The organism is Flammeovirga kamogawensis (genome assembly GCF_018736065.1).
GTDB classification, from domain to species: domain Bacteria; phylum Bacteroidota; class Bacteroidia; order Cytophagales; family Flammeovirgaceae; genus Flammeovirga; species Flammeovirga kamogawensis.
This window is the reverse complement of sequence record NZ_CP076128.1, coordinates 233214-254200: the sequence shown is the minus strand read 5'-3', so window position 1 is coordinate 254200 and position 20987 is coordinate 233214. Positions and strand designations below refer to the sequence as shown.

At 32.2% G+C, this 20987-nt stretch carries 13 protein-coding genes; 3 read left to right on the top strand and 10 right to left on the bottom strand.

Annotated features, from left to right (window positions below; genetic code table 11):
• Positions 1-46: 46 nt before the first annotated feature.
• The 7 genes from sov to KM029_RS00950 all read right to left on the bottom strand — a co-directional run bounded on the left by sov (position 47) and on the right by KM029_RS00950 (position 13478).
• Positions 47-7549, bottom strand: a complete 7503-nt coding sequence (gene sov / locus KM029_RS00980) for a T9SS outer membrane translocon Sov/SprA (protein ID WP_144074929.1) — start codon at positions 7547-7549, stop codon at positions 47-49.
• Positions 7550-7622: 73 nt separating this feature from the next.
• A complete protein-coding gene (gene ruvA, locus KM029_RS00975) occupies positions 7623-8225 on the bottom strand; it encodes a Holliday junction branch migration protein RuvA (protein WP_144074928.1) in 603 nt (200 codons plus the stop codon).
• A gap of 11 nt (positions 8226-8236) precedes the next feature.
• Positions 8237-9340, bottom strand: coding sequence for a DUF4837 family protein (locus KM029_RS00970; protein ID WP_144074927.1), 1104 nt, complete (start codon positions 9338-9340; stop codon positions 8237-8239).
• Positions 9341-9363: 23 nt separating this feature from the next.
• On the bottom strand, positions 9364-10302 hold the full coding sequence (locus tag KM029_RS00965) for a YheT family hydrolase (RefSeq protein WP_240050320.1): 939 nt from the start codon (positions 10300-10302) through the stop codon (positions 9364-9366).
• Positions 10303-10332: 30 nt separating this feature from the next.
• Complete coding sequence (locus KM029_RS00960; protein ID WP_144074925.1) at positions 10333-11076, bottom strand: DUF1573 domain-containing protein; 744 nt, start codon at positions 11074-11076, stop codon at positions 10333-10335.
• Positions 11051-12427: an exonuclease domain-containing protein gene (locus tag KM029_RS00955; protein ID WP_144074924.1), complete on the bottom strand. Its 1377-nt coding sequence runs from the start codon at positions 12425-12427 to the stop codon at positions 11051-11053. The genes KM029_RS00960 and KM029_RS00955 overlap by 26 nt, the downstream gene beginning before the upstream one ends.
• 52 nt (positions 12428-12479) lie before the next feature.
• Complete coding sequence (locus KM029_RS00950; RefSeq protein ID WP_144074923.1) at positions 12480-13478, bottom strand: endonuclease/exonuclease/phosphatase family protein; 999 nt, start codon at positions 13476-13478, stop codon at positions 12480-12482.
• 183 nt (positions 13479-13661) lie between these two features.
• Here KM029_RS00950 and KM029_RS00945 point away from each other — a divergent pair, with 183 nt between their 5' ends.
• The 3 genes from KM029_RS00945 to rocF all read left to right on the top strand — a co-directional run bounded on the left by KM029_RS00945 (position 13662) and on the right by rocF (position 16383).
• A complete protein-coding gene (locus tag KM029_RS00945; protein WP_144074922.1) occupies positions 13662-14141 on the top strand; it encodes a low molecular weight protein-tyrosine-phosphatase in 480 nt (159 codons plus the stop codon).
• Positions 14142-14157: 16 nt separating this feature from the next.
• Positions 14158-15075 (top strand): N-acetylmuramoyl-L-alanine amidase family protein, encoded by a 918-nt coding sequence (locus tag KM029_RS00940; RefSeq protein WP_144074921.1) that lies wholly within the window; start codon positions 14158-14160, stop codon positions 15073-15075.
• Between the two features lie 342 nt (positions 15076-15417).
• A complete protein-coding gene (gene rocF, locus KM029_RS00935) occupies positions 15418-16383 on the top strand; it encodes an arginase (protein ID WP_144074920.1) in 966 nt (321 codons plus the stop codon).
• A 43-nt stretch (positions 16384-16426) separates the two neighbouring features.
• On the opposite strand, the gene KM029_RS00930 is transcribed toward rocF, so the two are convergent.
• From KM029_RS00930 to KM029_RS00920, 3 genes are all read right to left on the bottom strand, one after another.
• Positions 16427-17284: an IS3 family transposase gene (locus tag KM029_RS00930; RefSeq protein ID WP_205125455.1), complete on the bottom strand. Its 858-nt coding sequence runs from the start codon at positions 17282-17284 to the stop codon at positions 16427-16429.
• 20 nt (positions 17285-17304) lie between these two features.
• Positions 17305-17733 (bottom strand): transposase, encoded by a 429-nt coding sequence (locus KM029_RS00925; protein ID WP_215586349.1) that lies wholly within the window; start codon positions 17731-17733, stop codon positions 17305-17307.
• Between the two features lie 102 nt (positions 17734-17835).
• A complete protein-coding gene (locus KM029_RS00920) occupies positions 17836-20982 on the bottom strand; it encodes a hypothetical protein (RefSeq protein ID WP_144074919.1) in 3147 nt (1048 codons plus the stop codon).
• Positions 20983-20987: the final 5 nt, after the last annotated feature.

Genomic DNA, 20987 nt, shown 5'->3' with positions numbered 1-20987 from the left:
AAGATATACAAGCATTATTAATATTATAATCTTTCTTGACTACTCTTTACTGAGTCAATGCATATTTAAATTGGAAACCAAATGCTGTTGAAGTTCTTCTAAAAGCATTTGATACTTTTGGATCATTAATCGTTCTATCAAAATAGACTTGTAAATTAGCTCTATTATTAAGAACATAACTTATTGTTGGTCTAAGTGCAAAATTCATATTACCTGCAGTAACTACATTTTCTTCATCAATTCTATATTGAGTTGTCACGTTATCTCTAATTGACATTGCTAGTCTAAATGTAATATCATTTTTTAAAACTGTTGTACGACCTTTAGATCTGAAAGGTAGTTTCATTCCTGCCTTAGTATATCCTATATCAAAAGTGAAATCATTATTTAATTGCTCAGTAACCTGTGCATTTGATAAATTTAATGATAACATTCTTGCTTTATTATAATCGAATTTAATCTGCAAATCATTAACTAATTTGATATTAATACCAATCAAAGGTCCAAAGCGTTCTTCAACATTTACTTGATTAATAACATACACAGGAACAATATTACCATCTTCTATTCTAGCATCTGGTGCATTATTAATGTCTTTATCAGGTCCAATTTCAGTCGCTCCATATAATAAAGATGAATTATAACTACCAACAGTATAATTGGATTGGTAACCATGTGAAAGTGTAATAGACTTGAAAGTATCTTTTAAACCTTTCACTTTAGATAAACCTGTATATCTAATATCCCAATTTGGAATAGGAACAGATGACGGAAATGCCGAAAGACCTACACCACTTGCTTCTTTACCTGTATAAGCTGCAATAAAAGCTGGGATTAATACATCCTGATCATTATCAATATATCCTCCTGTTGGATTTTCAGCATTTAACCTATCCTTAACTACCTCTCTATTTGCTACAAATTGATTAAAAGTTTCTGATTGATTATTTGCATCAGGCTTACTAAATGAAGTTGGTAATGAGAAGAAACTTATTCCAAATGTACCCGTTCTTTGTGGAGATAATGATTCATAATTATTACTAGAACTTTTAAATCTAAATACCTCACTATACGCTTCCGTTTTTGTTGAAGTACTCGATAATGCAATTTTCAAGTCTTTAATTGGCTCCAAATTCATTCTAATTCTATACTCTTCTCTTTTCTGTTGTACAAACTGAGAGTTAAGGTATTCACTCGGTGCTAACCAACCATTCTGAGCAGCTTTATATCTAATACTTGGATCTTGACTACCTAAAATAAACGCAGCTCCTGGAGCATTAAAATCTGTATCAAACCCCATATAAGTAGCTGTTGGCATATAACCAGGAAGAATTGTTGAGTTATTTTCAGAATAAGTAAAATCGATATCTTTTAACATTGTTGCTAAACGAATACCTGCATCTCCAGCTTTTTCTCCAAAGTTTTTATTAGGCTCTCCTCTATCTTTTAATTCTGCATTAACTGCTAATAGTTCTTGCTCACTAGTTTTAATTTGTTCATCAAGTTTAGCTAATTGAGCATTTTTATTTGGATTGTCTTCACCTAACTTTTCTGTCAATTCTTCAATTTTAACATTGTAAGAAGCAATCTTTTCTTCAAGAGCAGAATAGTCTTTTTCTTTTGCTTTATACTTTTCAATCTTGGCTCTAACTTTTGTTATTTTGCCTTCAATTTTTTCTTTTTCTTTATTGACTTTATCTTTTTCTGCTGATCTTAATTCTGATTGTTCTGCTCTCAGTTTTTTTAGTTTATCTTTTAGTTTTACTTTTTGATACGCTAAACGAGTATTATCTTTTTGTCGCCCTCCGCCTTTTCTAGATCTACTTCTTGATCTAGATCGTGAACTTGTACCATTTTCTAAATGATTTACATAACCGATTTTCTTGTAAATTGTACTAAAATCAAATTTAGAGTTAAATGATATTTGTTGATTATTTTGAATAACATTACCCAAAGTATCAGAAATTCCTAATGTACCTGCTGTCCATGTAGTACCAGTTGTATAACGAGCGTTTGCACCAATAAAATCCAAAGCAGGAATTTTATTAATTGGTATATTATAAGTACCAGAAATTTGTTGATCAAATACTTTCATACGTCCCCAATTTAATAGGTTAGCGGTAATAGAATCTCTAGCAGCATCTGTATCAATAGCTCCTTCAGGTTCATCCACAAGAGCATTTGCAGTAGCTGCATAATCAAATTTTAAACTCTTGGCAAAATTCCAACCTATATTATATCCTCTATTAAAAAGGAAACTCTTCTCATAAGTAGGTAATATTCCGTTTGTAGTAAAATCTCCCTGATCATCTAACGTTCTTAATTGCGTATACCTGTATTGACGGTTTAAATCTGCACGTACAGAATAAGATGTTGGAAGTGGATTAACATTAAAATCATTAACTAAGGCTAACCAATCAGAAGAATTATCAGCTTCTTTAAACGGCTCCCAAGCTTTTAATGGAGATTGATAAGTATATGCTGCACCTAATTTCCATTGTTTATAATCTTTTGCTTCTGTATTCTTATCTCTCATATGTGAATCAGAGTAAGCGCCACTTAAGCTAAGGTTTTCAATATCCCAAGGAAAGCTCTTCGCTTCAGGGTTCATTTTTACCTTAGTAAGGTTGGATATATTTATACTTCTTGACTCTTCTAAGTACCTTACTTGATCTGCATAAAAGCTTCCTTCTGAGCTACTTCCAAAGGATCCTTCAGAGATTGATAAAGGTACATCCGGATCTAGTGGATCAAAATAAGGATTAGATCCTTTCCTATCATAACTTACATATACAGGAATAGATAGACCTATTCGATTTAAAAATATCTTTTCTAAGTTTACACTTGCTGAGACACCAAATTCAAGATTATCTTCCATCTGTCTGTCTCCAATTTTATCTTGAATTCCACCAAACCCAACAGTACTATATCTTGTGTTTGCTTTAACATTCATAAAATCGGCTAATGTTGCATCTACAGATGCGTTTGCAGCCCAAGCAGAGAATGTACTATACTCTGTTGCTCTCAGCTCATTTGCCCATATGCAGAAATCATAAGGTTGTACATCTGATGTTTTTAAGTTTCGGACACCAATCATAGCAGTTTGTACTGCACTTAAATCTGGATTACCAATAACTCTCACCCTATAATTTCGAATGTTTGGTTGTACAAGGTTTTCTGGATACATTTTAGTCCTGTCCTTCCCTTGTTTATTTCTTTCGGATTTTAATTTATATAGTTCTTCTAATGCAATATTTATTTCATTTTCTCTAGGCCATATTGCATCTGCATTAGTAGTGTAAGCAGGTGTAATATAAAGAGGAACTTCAATTTCATAGTAGTTATTAACTAAGTCGGTACCAACTCTTAAAAAAGCATGTAAATCTTCATCTTTAGCGGTTTCTGACTGAGCATGTAACTCCATTCTAATACGCTTGTAATTCACAAGGTCTAAGCTGAAATTCTTATAAATACCAATACCATCATCATCTTTTAAGTCATCTACACAAACTTGAATAGATTGTTCGTTGATTCTTCTTGTTACAGTTGATGTTGCATCATAATCTCTTTCAAAACCAGGAGGTAAAACATAAGGTATTTTCCCTGACTCATCAGTAATACCATTCTGTTCGATATTTACAGAAGATATATTAATTTTAGAAGTAGATGCTGGCTTAGATTCATCATCAATATAGTTCTCTGCAAATTGTCTCCATTGTGCTCCAACCAATTGAAAATTTAGCATACGCATAACTACAGGCTGCGCCCAATCTGTCATGAATAAACGTATAAATTTCACTGATTTGAAGTTATCAATGTTACCCACTTTTGTATAGTTTGAGTCGTCTCTAATTGGAATTCTCACTTGATACCAAGTTACTAATTCTCTTGTCTCTGGAGCTTCTGAAGTTACTTTGTCAACGACAAATTTGTTCTTTTCGATCTGTCCAGGGCGTAAATCCAATTCATATTCAAAATATGCATTTAACTCATTTAAGGTATTATCACCGTTTAAATCCTCATTGTTTGGATAACTAGAGTTTGAAGATGTATAACCTGCTCCTCCTGAGTTTTCTGGTGAGTTTCTTTCTGTACCGTTAAAACGTTTATATCGCTCTAAAACTTTTAAATCTTCAGCATCAGCTTCACCTCCTAAGTAATATTTAAAATCATCCCCAGATGGATCACTTAAAATAGCATCCATTGCTTCTGGTGTTAATACAGATGGTAATTGATCGATAAAATGTGTTTTAAAGAAATTAACTTCTTCTTCACTAGTTAAACCATCGTAACCAATATCTTGTGCATCTCTTGTTACAGCTGTGTTAAAGACGTTATTTACAAATTGAGTAGTTGGGGCATATCCCCAAACAGATTGGTATAATAAACTTTTATTTGTTGTCATACCATTCTCAAAGAAATGACGACCATCAGGCACTACATCTTCAGATATACTACCTAAATCAATAAATACTTTACCACCGGTGGTATTGTTTTGACCTTCAATTACTGCATTTTTCCCAGCAATAAAAGGATCCATCATCCAAAATTCTAAATACTGTACATTTAAATTATCGAAATCGACATCTGTAGTAATTGCTTTTGTTATTGCCCCAAAATTCTTTTCAGGGTTCATCAATTTACCATCAGAATTTAAATCTGTATTGTAATTGTAAGGTCCTTTTTCAGCTGGGTAGTAAGCTAAATCAAAAGTAACCTCATTAGTGTTAATTTGATTCGCTTGTCTATTTTTAAATACTTCATCATAAGGTACTAAACGTACATAATGATTCTGCATATCTTCGTCAGTAATATTTCCTGGTCTACTCGTTGACCCAGATGTATAATAGAATACATTATCAATATTATACCATGCCATTAAGGCTCTTCTGTCGTTGTATTTTAATGAGTCTTGTGATGTTGCTGGAGGATTTGTTATTAAACCTTGATCTTCTAAAATATAATTAGGAGTACTACCATGTGCCCAAGAAATTGGATTTAATCCTAAATCATATGGTACTTCTGCACCTTCAAAATCATCTATGTATCCTGTACCATCTGTACCGATAAGTTTTGGTGTCCCGGGAATCAATTGAGCAAACTCACCTTTAAAAGAGAACGTAGACCTTTCTTTAGTATCAATACCTGGGATATTATCTACCAGTTTAGTAAGGAACCTAGACTCCGTTGTATAATCTAAAGTAAGACCCCACATTGTGTTTTTCACTGGTTCACTTCCTACATTTACTCTAGAAATCAAAGGTTTCTCTGATAAATGCAATAATGTACCTGAGATAATAAAGTCTTCAGAAATATGGTATTCTAAATCAACACCAGCTAATGTTTTGGTTTGGAAGTTAAATAAATCAGCTCTTTCATACGTAATTCTAATGTCTTTACCAGAATTAAGAACTCCTTCGTCTAATATTGTGACACGTCCAAATTGGTAATCTACAGTAAATTGTACACCTTCTGTAAGGGTAACTCCACCTGCTGTTATTACAACCGAATTTTCTGCGATATTTATACCAGGTAATAAAATTTCATTGGCTGATCCCCCTTTATAACTACCTAATAAAAAATACTTATTTTGTTTTGTATTTAATAAAGCATCTGCTTGAGTTTTTGCATATAAATCTTCAAACACATATTTAGTTACTAATGTTGTTTCTGAAGGTTCAAAATTGTTTTCAAGTGTCTGACCAAAAGGTTCTAAAACTGGGAATATAATTCTACCATTTTTAGAATCTACAGTTACACCTTCTATGTAGTCAAAATTACCATCTTTTTGAAGTTCTAGGTTCATGTTTAAACGGTCTAAACCAGTTACTTCTACTAATGGTACATTGGCTAAATTTTGGCCTTCTTGTATACTTGGATTATCTACACCAGTATTATCATCTCTATAAATAATACGTAATTGAAAATCTTCTTTTTGAATAGAATTTGCTTGTAGAGAATAAATGTTCTTCATTAATAAATCCCACATTGGTAAAGAAGTATTAATTGTTGAAGGACTCAACATTTTCATAAACATTACCTCATCTTGAGACAAGTTGGGTAAATCCTCGTTTAATTCACCTACTTTATATGACTGTCCATTAAATGTGTACTCAAAAGCAACAGCTAAAATTTCGTCATTTCGTATTGGTGTATTTAAAGATATATAACCTAACTGCTGGTTATAGGTAAATTCTGATTCGTTTAATTCTCTTGCACTTCTAAGAATTTCAAATTCAGAGCCATTTTCCATGCCTAGCCCTTCTAATTCGCCTTTTATTGCATCAGAGTTTCTATTTAAATTCTTTACAGTAGTATACAATGTGTTGGCATCATTTGATGCTGCAGGGTTTGTACTTGTACCCCATGCTGGGTTATAAGGTTTAGCTTCACCAAGGTCCATAAGACCTACTAAGTTTCTTTGAGTTTGCGTATCGTTACTTCTATTTGTAACATATACTTTCATTCTAGTAACTACTACTCCAGAAATAACATTTGGTGTGGCTTTTAGTGCTTCTTCGTATTTGTCTCTGAAAAAATGACCAATAAAAAAATGTCTATTGTTATCGTAAGTATCTGCTCTAAATTCGAATTCTCTATTTTGCCCACCATTTTTAATAACAATAGTTTCTTGAGAGCCTCGCTGGCTACTAAAAACACTTGATACATATAGATTTCCGAAACGGAGCTTAGAATAAACTCCAAAAAGGTTTTGAGCTCCTGTAATTAATGAGTTTCTCACATTAAAACTCACGTTACCCACTTGAATATCTTGAATTATATCATAATCATAGGCAGTATAGCTCATGTTATACTGCTGATCGAACTGAAAAGTACTTTTAGTATCAAAATTAGCAGACATTTCTAATTTATCACCAATTTTACCTACCATTCCAAGTCCTACTTGTTGATCAAAATTAAAACCTCCGTTTCTTTGTTGGGTAACTGGAACCTGAGGATTATCAACGCGTTGAAATAATAGTCCAAAATCTAGCATTGCACTACCATTTAACTGAAAATCAAGAGTACTTCCTCCAAATAGGAAATCTGCTACTCTACCCAATTCGATTTCAGGAATTAACCGTCCACCGTCTTTTCCAGGTAAAGCATCTCCTCCATCTTGCTGAATAGATAAATTATCATAATACCCTGACATTTGCTTTCTAAACAAATAATCACGGTAAGCATCATAAGGGATATATGATGGCTCACGATAATCAACACCGCCATTAAGTGTTTCCTTTATATCATAAGCATTACCGGCAGAATCAATATTAATATCAACATTAACATCTGGGGTTTTACCTAATAAAGGCGATTTTCGCTGAGGAGAAGACACAGGGTCTCCTATTCTATCCTTTTCATAAGGTTTAGAAGGAACAAATTTCGTTGTATCCTGTTCTTCAGTATTTATTTCTTGAGGTTTATCTTGCTGAAAAACATCAAGAGCTGCACTTTTATGAGTACTACTCATTGCCACAGAAGCCTGTAGAATGAAGAGTAAGTTAGTTAGTACAGCGGCAATAGTTGCTATATTTAAGCGAAACAAAGTGAAGTCAGTATAATTAATGATAGATCAAATGCACATTATGTGCTTAAAAAGTACTGGTTCTTCTCATAGGCTAATTTTGCTTTAAAGCTAGTTTTATTAATTTTTCAACAGTTAAATCATTACCATGTTTCTTAGTAATTAACTTAATCGATTTCTGTGCGCCTGCTCTAGTAAATCCTAATGCAACTAAAGCGTCCATAGCTTCTTCTGTAACTGCACTATCTTGAGCCATTGCTGGTGTGGCAGACTGCTGTAATTCTCCAGAATACTGAAGCTTTGAAATTTTATCTTTCAATTCAATTACAACTCTTTGAGCCGTTTTTGCACCTACTCCTTTTACACTTTGAACAGTTTTTACATCTTCATACATAATTGCTGAACAGATTTCAGACGATGATAATGAAGATAAAAAAGCTATTCCTGTAGAAGGACCAATTCCAGAAATGCTTATTAATAAAAGAAACAAGCTTCTATCGTTTTCAGATATAAATCCAAAAAGTTGTTGTACATCTTCTTTTACATATAAATATGTAAATAAAGTATACTCCTCTCCTTCATTAACACTACTGAAAGCACTCAGTGGCCAACGAATTTCATACCCTACACCTTGAACATCTAACACGCCAAAAGTGGGAGTTTTCTTCGTTAACTTACCTCTAATATAATAATACATATTTAAAATCTTTAATCAATCTCTTTGAAAGTTTTCAATTGTGCTTCCATTTCACGAACTAACTCTCTTTTTTTCATTCCAGGAGCATAAATAAAACCTTCAATATAATATAAATAGCTTCCTGTCTTGTCTGTAAATGTGTAACTCACAAAAGGTCCACCCATAGAAATATTGTTCGTTTTCCAAAGTCCTCTCAACTCTATTGCTAAGCGTCCATCAATTTTCACTTTCTGCATTTCTGGCTTCACTTTATCTTCTGTAACTACAAAAGAATCAGGGTTACTTGGATCTCCGTATAAATATTGTTTAGCAATTTTATCTCTAAACTTTAAAATCTCTTCTTCTGAAAATTGCTTTTGATCAGTATATGGTACTTTTACTATAAATACATTATTATCAAAACTTAGCTCTGGATGACGTAACCATAAAAAATTATCATCATTTTCTGCCACTTTATAGCCATCTAATAAATGCATACTAACTTTTAATTCTCTTCTTAAAAAAGTATCTGTTGGTTTACTGTATTCTTTTTTAAGTCGTTTTTGAAGGTTAATTGTTTCTAAATCATTAAATGGTTCGCTTAAAGCAAATTGATTTTCAGGTTTAGATAATATCTCTCTTAATTCAGCTTCAGTTTTTGCAAACAGTAATACTACAGTTTGTCCTTGTGCCCACGCATCTGTTTTTACAAAAAAGAATTTATCAGATTTTTTTAAACTTTGGATAACACCATCTCCAAAAAATGATCGAAGTATTGCAGCCTCTTGTCCCTTCTGATCAAAAGTAGTTACTATCATTACATTACGAGCTTGGCGCAGAATGCTATTAAACCCTGAAGGTCTTACTTGAGTTACTGTAAATTGAGGTTCTTCCTGTGGTAATACTCCGCGTGTTCTTCCAAGTACAGTTCTATACAACTCTCCTCCAACACTTTTATCTGGTAACCATTGTGTAGAATCAATCACTAAAACCATTTCACCTGCTTTACCTTTTGCTGAAGGCAAATAAGATTTCTGAAAATCACTATCTGCACCTTCATTATTTGAACATGAGCTTGTAAAAGCTAGTGTAAAAACTCCTAAAAAGAGCAATAAAACCGATGTTATCTTTTTCATAATGTGGTATAGTTTATTAAAAATTACAATGATGATTGAGAGTTTAAAAATTCTAGGCTTCGAACCTCTGCATAAGTAAATTGTGAATTTACAATACAAAAACCAACATGTCCTCCATTTTTTGGCACTTCTAGATAGATATTATCACACGTTTTAACATAATCTATTGGATAGCTTTTTCCTGTAAGGAACGGATCATTCTTTGCATTCAAAATTAAGACCGGTTTTTTAATCTTATCCAACCTTCTTTCAACACTTGCATTATAATAGAAATCGTGTGCATTATTAAACCCGTGCAATGGGGCAGTATAATATTCATCAAATCCCCTTAGTGATTTAATTTCATCATTTAAGAGTGGAGTTGCATCTAAATCAGTCATATATTGACTTTTAGCAATCACTTTCTTCTTTAGTTTTTTGAAAAATTTCTGATTGTAAAAGCTTTTTGATTTTTTTTCTAGCTCATCACTACTTGAAATTAAATCAATTGGTGTTGATACAGCTACTGCTCCAATTATATTTTCCATAGGAAAACGATCAGTTCCTAATGCATTCATAGAAATTGCTCCCCCCATACTAAACCCTACTAATGCTATTTCTTTATACCCTTTATCTATTGCTTTATCAATAACCAATTTAAAGTCATCAACATCTCCATGATGATAAAATCTTGGCAATTTATTTAGTTCCCCACTACAAGATCGGCAGTTCCATGCAAGTGCATCCCAATTATTATTATTGAATAATTTAACTATACCCTTACAATAATGGCGATCAGCACCACCCTCTAAACCGTGTGAAACTATTACAAGTCGTTTATTATTACGGCAAGACCAGTCTAAGTCTAAAAAATCGTTATCAGGAGTTGAAATTCTTTCTCTTTTGTACTCAACTCCATCAATTTTCCTTTGTATAGATGGAAGAATAGTTTGCAAGTGTCCATTAAAGTGCCAAAAAGGCATTTTTAATTTCTTTGATTTCAATAATGGCATTTAATCATTTACTACTGTTTGAAGACGAAACATTAGAGTTCTCTCGTCTGTATTTATTTTCAAATAATTCAATTGATTACCAGCATCAGAAAAATCTATTTTCAGAGGTAAAGACATGATAAAACCTTTAGGAATTGATCTAGGCAATTGCACTGTTTCTATACTCACCCCTTTCATATCAAAAGACTCAATAATTAATGACTTTTCTCCTAAATTAGAAATGTATAATGGAATGGTTTTGTATTCATCTTTTGCACCTACTACATTAAGAGAATAAGCAGATAAAATTGGTATTGATTTTTGAGACTCTACCCAACTAATGATAAGCTCATTATCTATTGGTTCTCCTTTTTTATTATTAGATACTTCACCTTCTAAAGTAACCGTATATTGAGGTATTTTAGAATCTGTAAGTACAATTATACTTCTATAAAAAGGCGTTTCCCCTATTGTAGGTTTAAAATTAACAGATAAAACAGCTTCCTCTCCTACTGCTAAATGTTGTTTTGAAAATTTAGCAGATGAGCACCCACAATCTGTACTTACTCTGAGTAGTTTTAAAGTATCTACTCCTATATTTTTAATTGGGATTGATATTTTGTATTCGGTAGTGGCATCAACTTTCCCAAGTTGTATAGCTTGTTGTGCAAACTTCAATACCCCATTACCTGCAATTAGTGGTGAAGTAAATAAAGTAATGCAAATAATGAGTAACGATTTAATAAAATATCTTTCTCTCGACACCTTTCTTTTTTCTTAAAATGCCACGAATAATTTTATTAACATCAGCATTATCATTATACTTTTTAATTACACTTTTCATTTCTTCAGTAGAGTAATCTTCATTAATATCAATATAACCAAACCCTCGATAAATACCCTTAGCAATCTGTACAACTGCTTTTTCTTTTTCGTTTCTACCTTTATCAATAATAAACATATTTGGAACACCGTAGCTAAAACGCATTGCAGCAATTTTTGCTCTTTCATTATATTTCTCTGGAGTTTCCTCACCAATACATGCTCCATTACATGTTTTTAATTGATATCTAAAACACGCTTTTGAGCTATTATCTATACCACACAATTTCTGACAGAGTGAATTCTTATCTACCATTCTATCTAGAATTTTCTCTGCTTCTTTTCTAGAGAAAGTTGTTGTAATGGGATAATCACCATCTGCTAAAGGTGCTATTTTAAAAGTATAATATCCCTCTTCATTAGTACTTTGGTAGATACCAAAATATGTTTTCGTTCTTCTTTGGGCTCTATTGTATTTAGGGAGGTGTTTTTTAATTTCATCAGATTCTAATAATAATGCAACAAGCTCACTTCCTGTCGCCTCAAAAGTTACATCTCGTACTTCATCAGCCATTTTTATTGCTCTTGGAGTTGTTTTATTAGAAAGATGCTGGAGTACTCTTTTTCTTATATTTTTACTCTTACCTATATATATTAAGTCTTTATCCTTATTATAAAGATAATAGACACCTGTTTCGTCTGGTAAAGAATCTATTTGCTCTCTTGATAACTGATAATGTTTCTTGCTATTATACACATCATAATCAGTCATTTCTTCAATTATATCAGCAGCATTTTCTTGCTTCAATAATAATTGAAATAATTTTGCGGTTGCTTCTGTATCACCTATTGCTCGGTGACGTTTGTTATGAGGAATGCCAATTTCATCACAAAGTTTACCTAAACTATACGATTTCATACCTGGAAGTAATCTTCTAGATAATTCAACTGTACATATAGAATTACGTCTGTATTTAAAACCTAATTCTGCAAATTCATCTTTCACAAAATTATAATCAAAGTCTGCGTTATGTGCAACAAAAACACATCCTTTAGTTACCTCAACTACATCTTTTGCTATCTCAAAAAATTTAGGTGCATTTTTAACCATAGAATTTTTTATCCCTGTTAAGCCAGCAATAAAAGGGGGAATACCCATTTCAGGATTCACAAAAGACTCATATCGATCTATTTCAATACCATCTTCTAATACTATAATTGCAATCTCTATAATTTTTCCGCCTTGAGCTACCGAACCTCCTGTAGTTTCAAGATCTATAACAGCATACTTCATAAGGAAGCAAAGCTAATAAAAAAAGCATTCTTATTAGGAATGCTTTTAGGTATTATTTTATTTTTTTTAATCTTAGTTTGGTATAAACGGGAAAGTGATCTGAGACTTGTCCAAATTCTTGTAAAACATCCCATTCTAACACTTCAAAATGAGCTGTAGAAAAGAATACAAAATCTAATTGTTCAATAGCCTTATCTGTGGGATATGTAAGTGTCGATTTTTTTGCTAAATTTTCTTTAGCGCACATAGCCCCAATTCTTTCATCGTCATAGAATTTTAAAACTCCTGCATTATCATATCTTGGGTCACTATTAAAATCACCTACCATAATTACTGGCATTTCTTCAGCAATTCTCAAAAACCAATCTTTTAAAAATTCAATTTGTTTTACTCTAGTAGAATGATCAAATGCTTCTGTATGAACATTAAAAAACATTACTTCTTGCTCTCCGACCTTAATTTTAACTCTTTCAGCTAAACGATCAAGATACATTGATGAATAATAATAGGGTTGACTTCTTACTCTAGATAATTCTACCCTTTCATGTTCTTCAATTGGATAATTAGACAAAACAGCTTGCCCACTTAACATTTTACCAAAATGGACTGTTGGAGGAAAATATGGAAAAGGAACATATTTTTTATCCCAATTTACAGACATTGCTCCATTTTTATAATCAAGTGCATTACCTATTACATCAAATTGATCGACTTTATAAGATCTATTCCCTCCATAATCTATTTCTTGTAATGCTAATATATCTACTTTATGCTTTTTGAAATGGTTTAGAACATCAGTCATATTTTTCTGATAAAACTCTTTAGTAGGTCTTACTGATGTATTATTAGTCATACCAGACAGATACCCTATGTTGTAAGATATTATCGATAATGTCGAATCTGAAATAGCTTTTTGATCTATTCTAAAATTCCTTACTTGAGCATAGTCTTTTTTATCCCAATTTGGTGATTTGGCCCAGAAGAAGAACAGTACAATTAAGCCAATGATAATAAAGGAAGCTAACAGCACTTTTCGTATAATTTGTTTCATAATAATTTATAAAAAAGATACTCAATAATTATGGTTTTTCTTATCAAAAAAGATGTATTGTTTATTTAATATAGGTAATATCACATTTTTTTCGCTTAGAATATGCTTTTTACAAATAAAGAATTTATTTTACATCATTATATTTTTTTAATATTAAATACATCCTATTTTTAACAGTGTGTGATGGCTACAAATTATAGTATACTCTTTGTTTGCTTAGGCAATATTTGTCGATCTCCCCTGGCAGATGGTCTTATGGTTCATGAAGTAAATAAAAGAGGAATTGCAGCTCAGTTTAAAATCGATTCAGCAGGAACTTATGCAGGGCATTCAGGCGAAAGAGCCGATAAGAGAATGCGAAAAACTGCAGCAAATCACGGTGTTGAATTAAACTCAATTGCTCGTCAATTTATTATTAATGATTTTGATAAATTTGAACACATTGTAGTTATGGATGATAGTAATTTAAACAACGTTTTAAATTTAGCTAGAAATAATTCTGACAGGGAAAAAGTAGTTAAATTAAGAACATTCGATAACCAGAAGAGTGGTAAAGATGTAGATGATCCATATTATGGTGGAATTTCTGGATTTGAAAATTGTTACAATGTTGTTTCAGAAAGTATAGTAAATTTTTTAGACAAACTACTCAAACAAGATTAAGTACCCCATTAATTAAATGAAAAAAATAGTACATAAAACTTCAATAATACTATTACTGTTTATAATTACTGTTTCGTTTGTTGAAGCACAAAATCATAAAAAAAAGTTTATTGTAGTTATTGACCCTGGACATGGAGGAAAAGACCCTGGAAAACCTAGAGGAGTTGCTAAACATAACCATGAAAAAGATCTTAATCTAGTAATTGCACAACAACTAGGGAAACAAATAAGAGATAATATGATTGATGTTCAAGTGTATTACACTAGAACATCTGATGTATATGTTAGTTTAGACGATAGAGTTAAATTTGCCGAAATTGCAGAAGCTGATTACTTTATCAGTGTTCATAGTAATTCTAATCCTAATAAATGGATAATTGGCTCTAAAATACATATTGACACAAACTCCGATTATGTCGGAAGAGCTTTAGCTACTAATATTTTAGATACTATAGAGCGTACTACTCCACTAAAATCAAGAGGTATTATGAACAAAGAAGATAGAGGTTACAACTTATATGTTCTTAAACACTCTACTATGCCTTCAATTTTAATTGAATGTGGTTTTCTTTCTAACAAATACGAAAGTCAATATTTAAATTCTGAAAAAGGGCAAACAGAAATTGCTAAAGCGATTTACAGTGGTTTTTACTCTTTTCATAGAAGCGTCTATACTCCTTCTACAATAGATAAAGATGCTTACAGCATTCAAATCCTTGCAACTAATAAAAAGGTTTCAAATACGAACCCTCAGTTTAAAAAATTAGCGAATGCTGGGTTATCAATTCAAGAACATCATTTTATTAGAAATAACAAGTCTATTTATAAATATACTGTTGGGAATGAAAATTCTTCATATTCAGCCCAAAATTTAAAGAAACGAATAAGAGGCCTTGGTTTTAAAGATGCTTTTGTAGTATCTATCAAGAAGTAGAAAAAATAATAAATCAAGTTATTTTAAGGAGAGATTGCAAAATCTCTCCTTTTTATTTGCACTTTACATTCATAAAAAATATAATTGTACTTTAAACGTATAAAACACACAAAATGTCAAAATCAAATAACACATATTCCCTATATGTTTTGATAGATCAGTTCTTTGATCCTTCTCAGTTATTGGCATTCTCATAATCTTCACAAATCTTTCTTGTCCTTAAAATCGACTTTAAATAAAAGTCATTTTTCTTTATGCCCTATTAATTAATTCTAATTCTTTAGGAGCACACTTACGTACACACTTACCACATACACATACCATATTTAACTATCAATTTACATGAAAGATATTAAGGTTTTAACAGTTCGCTCTGAAATAGCAGCAGGAACTAGAGGAGCAGGAATGGGCATTGATGCACTAATTGTAGCAAGTCTTGGACAGCATTCTTCTTTCTTTAATGAGAATACAATTCAAAACATTGACGATGTAAATAACATCCTATTTAAAAACAACAACTTCCTCAATGCAAAACATATTGATGGGGTATTAACCATGCTAAAGAGAGTAAGTAATAACACTTATGATACTTTGGCAGGTGGGCAAACTCCAATTGTTCTTGCAGGAGACCACTCTACTGCTGCAGGTACGATTTCTGGTATTAAGCAAGCTTATCCTAATCAACGTCTTGGAGTAATTTGGATTGATGCTCATGCTGATTTCCACTCACCTTACACTACACCTTCAGGAAATATGCATGGAATGCCACTTTCCATGGTTACTTATGTTGATAATACTGAAGAAGGTGTTAACTCTCCTAACCAAGAAACAATTGAATATTGGGAGGAAATAAAAAAGGTTGGTACTAAGGAAGCAAAAGTAAAACCAGAGGATATTGTTTTTATTGGCGTTCGGGATACTGAAGGACCTGAAGATGTTATCCTTGATAAATTTGGAATTAGAAATATTTCTGTAGATGAAGTTCGCAAAAATGGCCCCGAGGTTATGGCTAATGACGCTTTAAACATATTGAAAGAGTGTGATATGATTTACATCTCTTTTGATGTAGACAGCATGGATCCGACAATTAGCAAAGGCACTGGAACTCCAGTTGCAAATGGTCTTACAGTTGAAGAAGCGCTAGCTATTAATAAAACATTAGTAGCTGATGAGAAAGTTATATGTTGGGAAATGGTAGAAGTAAACCCTACTTTGGATCAAAATAATATTATGGCCAACAATGCTTTTAAAATCTTAAATGAAACGGTAAAATCATTAAAAGGTAAATCAATTTCATTAGTTGGTTAATTAACATTGTCTAGTCCGTCCATAGCGTTACAGATTTAGACTATTATATATTGATAGCATCGGGTGTAAGCTCGGTGCTATTTTTACTTTTATAAGTTCTCATTTTTATTTCACTTTGCTGATGCATCTCAACAGGTGTCTTCATATAATTACTCCAATGAGGCCTTTCATTATTGTAAATATATACAGATTCTCTAATAAATTTATTCATTAAATCGAGATCATTAATTTTTATTCCTAAAATAAATTCTTGCTTAAGAATTCCGTTTATTCTTTCTGCTACCGCATTTTGATAAGGATCGTAAGATTCCGTCATCGAGCACAATACTTTATTTTCCTGAAGATGTCGTTGATACTCGTGACTACAATATTGTAATCCTCTATCTGAATGGTGTATCATTGGTAAATCAACATAGTTTCTATTTTTCAGTGCTTCTTTTAATGCTGCAATAGCTCCATTTGCATTCAAACTATCTGATACATTTAACCCCATTATTTTCTTAGAATAGGCATCTGTTACTAAGGATAGATACATTGGGTTACTTCGCTCACCTATGTAAGTTATATCAGAAACTAATACTTGTTCAGGTCTATTTATTTCCAAATGCTCAATAAGGTTTTTATGCTTTTTAAACCTGTGATGAGAATTTGTAGTGACATGATATTGTTTTTTAGGCTTGATATCGAGTCGATTAGCCCTCATGATATCAAAAAGCTTATCTCTACCTACATTTAGTAATTGCAATTCAGGAAGAAGTAATTGATATAATTTCCTTGTCCCTATTTTAGTTTGCTTCAAACGAATTCTTTTCACTAAGTCTACTACTTTAGATGCAATACTATTATTATTTTTTACTTTCCTTTTCGAACGATAATAAATTTGTCGATCTAACCCAAGCAATTCACAAGTCGGTTTGACTCCTATTTTTTCTTCTTTTTTGAATTGGTCAACTGCTTGGGTAAAGACTTTTTTCTAATAGGAATATTAAACTCATCCTCAGCAATATCGATCATCATATCAAAGAAAATTGCTTTTTTATCTGTTACGTAGAGTTGTTTTTCTAAAGAAGCTTTTTGTTTCTCTAATAATAGAACCTTTTGTTCTAGCTCCAATAATTTTTGTTCTGGTGTCTTTCCCATTTTTAAATCAGATTTATTATCCCAATCTAAATTACCATACTTTCTTATCCAAGTACGGATGGTACCATGACCTTGTATTCCATATTTAAGTCTTGCTGCCGTTATACCAATTTCCCCTCGTTCCACTTCATCTACAACTTGTAATTTAAAAGAGTAGCTGTAATCTTTTTGTGTACGCTTAGTGTACTGATTTTCTTGATCTTCATTCATAATGTTACGTTTTGTGTAACACTAATTCAGGACGAGACACATCAGGCATTAAAAAAGGCATCCTTTCTTCAAAGGATGCCTTTTTAATATACCGATTTTCAATTATTTGTTACCATCATATAATGTAGTTTCAGCAAATTTAAAATCAGATTCATTCTGAGAATTATCTTTAAATTTAATAAATACTCTCTTTAAACCAGGACCAGATTCCAAACTCCAACTAAACTGCTCTGAATAAGGTCTCCAAATTGCTCCTGCAAAAGATTGTTTATTAGAAACCATCATATAAGTAGCTTCTCTTGCTTTAGTAGTTATTGTCACTGTAGGTGAGTCAACTGCTGTTTTACCTCCTTCTATTTTTACAAATTGAGGAATTGGAGGGGTAGTATCTAAAGTGATTGAACCAGTTGTAATCATTGATTCATTTCCTGCTTCATCTCTAAATTTCACATAAACAAACTTTTCACCATCACTACTGTGCTTAATAATCCAATCTTTTGATGTAGAATAAGGTTCCCAATCTATACGTTGTTTAAAGTATCTATCATTCGTCACCTTCATTTCTTTTGCGCCTTCTGCAAAAATTTCTAATTGTACTCTACCAGTTTTATCATTGGTAAACTTCTCTCCATTATTAACAATCAACTTTTCATTTACAGGTTCTTGTCTATCAAGAATAATACTTGATGAAACTGCCGATGTAACGTTCTCTGCATCATCTTTAAATTTAGCATATACCGTTTTTTCACCATCTTCTTCAGCATCTAAATAATGATCATAAATATAGAATTTGAACTTTTGCCATTCAGCACCTTCAAAACCTTTATTATTTGAGATCATCATTTTTGTTGCACCACGTGCACTTAATTTAAGTCTTACACGAGCATCAAAATCTGTACAATATTTTTCACCTTGACCAATCAAGATACTTCCTTCTCTTGGTGCATCTGTATCTACACCAACAGACGCATATGAAGGTCTTGAAATGTTTCCTACTTCATCTTTAAAGATTACATAAACAAACTTAACACCATCTCCTGCAGGGAACTTCCATTTTTTATTTGTTGTAAATTTCTCCCATTCTGCACCTTTAAAATCAGATCTTGAAGAAAGACGCATAGTTGATGCCCCTTTTGCAGCAATGGTTAAGTTTACTTCTTCTAAATTAACAAGTTTATCTTTCGCCTCGTCAATTTCTACTGTTCCTTCAACAGGTGGAGTTCTATCTAGTGTTACATTTACAGAATAAGTATCAGTTACATTCCCTGCCTCATCCATAAATCTTGTGTAAATCTCTTTCACTCCATCTTGACCTGGAAGTCTCCAAGGAATATTATATTCAGAATAACCAATCCATCTAATTTTTTCAAAGTTAGGATGGTTACTAATTTGCATTTTAACAGCATCTTCAGCATTTACTCTTAAAAGAGCGATTGCATCTGGATGATTTACAACTCCATCTTTGTGGTTTTTAACCACGATAGTACAATTAAATGGAGGCTTAGTATCTAACATTATGTTATCAGAAACAGGGTCTGAAACATTACCGGCCAAATCACTAAATCTAGCAAATACAGTTTTTACACCATCGTTGCCTGCTAATTTCCATTTGCGTACTACTTGATAAGGCTCCCAATTTGCATCCATAAATGTAGGATCATTACTTATTTGCATAAAATCTGCTTTTCTAGCAAATAATTTCAATGTAGCAAAGTGTTCTTTATCAATTGAGAATTCTTTATTATTATCAATTGTAACTTTACCACCTACAGGTGCTTCAGTATCAATAACAACACGATCAAAAGCTACTTCAGAGATATTTTTAGCTCTATCCATAAACTTAATGTAAACTGTTCTTACACCGTCTTGACCAGCATTTAACTCCCATTTTGTTACAGATTCTTTATAAACCATCCATCTTGCCCCAAAAAATGTTTGCTGGTTAGCAATCATCATAAAACGGGCATCATCTGCTTTTATCTGTAAATCTACAATGCGTTTATCATCTTTTAATAGCTTTACATTATTTGCTGTATCCTGAACAATTCCCTCTGCAACAATATCTAGTTTTGGATTTTGTGGTGGAGTAGCATCTAACATTACAAACGATGTAAAAACTTCAGATTCGTTCTTAGCTCTATCTCTAAACTTTACATAAACTGTTTTCTTACCATCTCCAATAGGAAAGTTCCAAACTGGAAGCACAGGAGTATAAGGAATCCAATCAGCATCACTAAAATTCTCATTATTAGAAACCTTCATTTCAGTTGCACCCTGAATAATTAATTGAAGTTTATGGCGTGCATGATTATCAATAAATTTACGACCATCGTCAATAATTATTCTACCAAATCTTGGAGGAACTCTGTCAACAATTGCTCTTGCAGAAACAATTGATGAGTAGTTACCTACTTCATCTCTAAATCTTGCATAAATTACCTTTTCTCCGTCTCCTCTTGATAAAGTCCAAGGCACTTCTTCTGCATAATCTATCCAGCCATCACCACCTCTAATTTGAATATGAGAAGCTCCTTCAGCAAAAAAATGTAAAGTAACTACAGAATCTTTTAGATATTTTTCACCGTCATTAATTTTCATTTTCCCTGCAGTAGGAGGAGTAATATCTATAGTTATAGTAGAACTAATAACTTCAGATTCATTTCCAGCGGCATCTTTAAACTGTGCAAAAATTTCCTTTTTTCCATCTAACCCGATCAATTTATATTTATCCACCTTTTGGCTGTATGGAATCCATTCTTTCCCATAAAAATCCGGACGGTTAGCAATTCTCATATACTGAGCTTCATCAGCAGATAAGAATAAAGTCACCATTCTAGATTTATTATTTGTAAATGGTAACCCTCCATTTATCAATAACTCTGGGTTCTGAGGAGGAGTTCTATCCAATTCAATCATAATTGATGAAACTTCAGATACATTTCCTGATACTTCATCTTTAAAAACTGCATAAATTGTTTTTAAACCATCACCCTCACCTCTTCTGATGATTGGATAATTTGATTTTTCCCAATTCACACGTTCCCAAACAACACCTCTAAAACTTTCATCTCTACTGATCTTCATGTGAGTTACAGCCGATGAATATTTTATTTTTAATTGGACTCTCCCCTCAGGGTTATTGGTTACCTCTAGTCCTCCTTCAACTGATATTGAGCCTGATACAACAGATTGCGACCACCCTAATTGAGTGAAAAATAAAAGAAGAAAACTAAGTAAAAAAATCTTCATAGAAG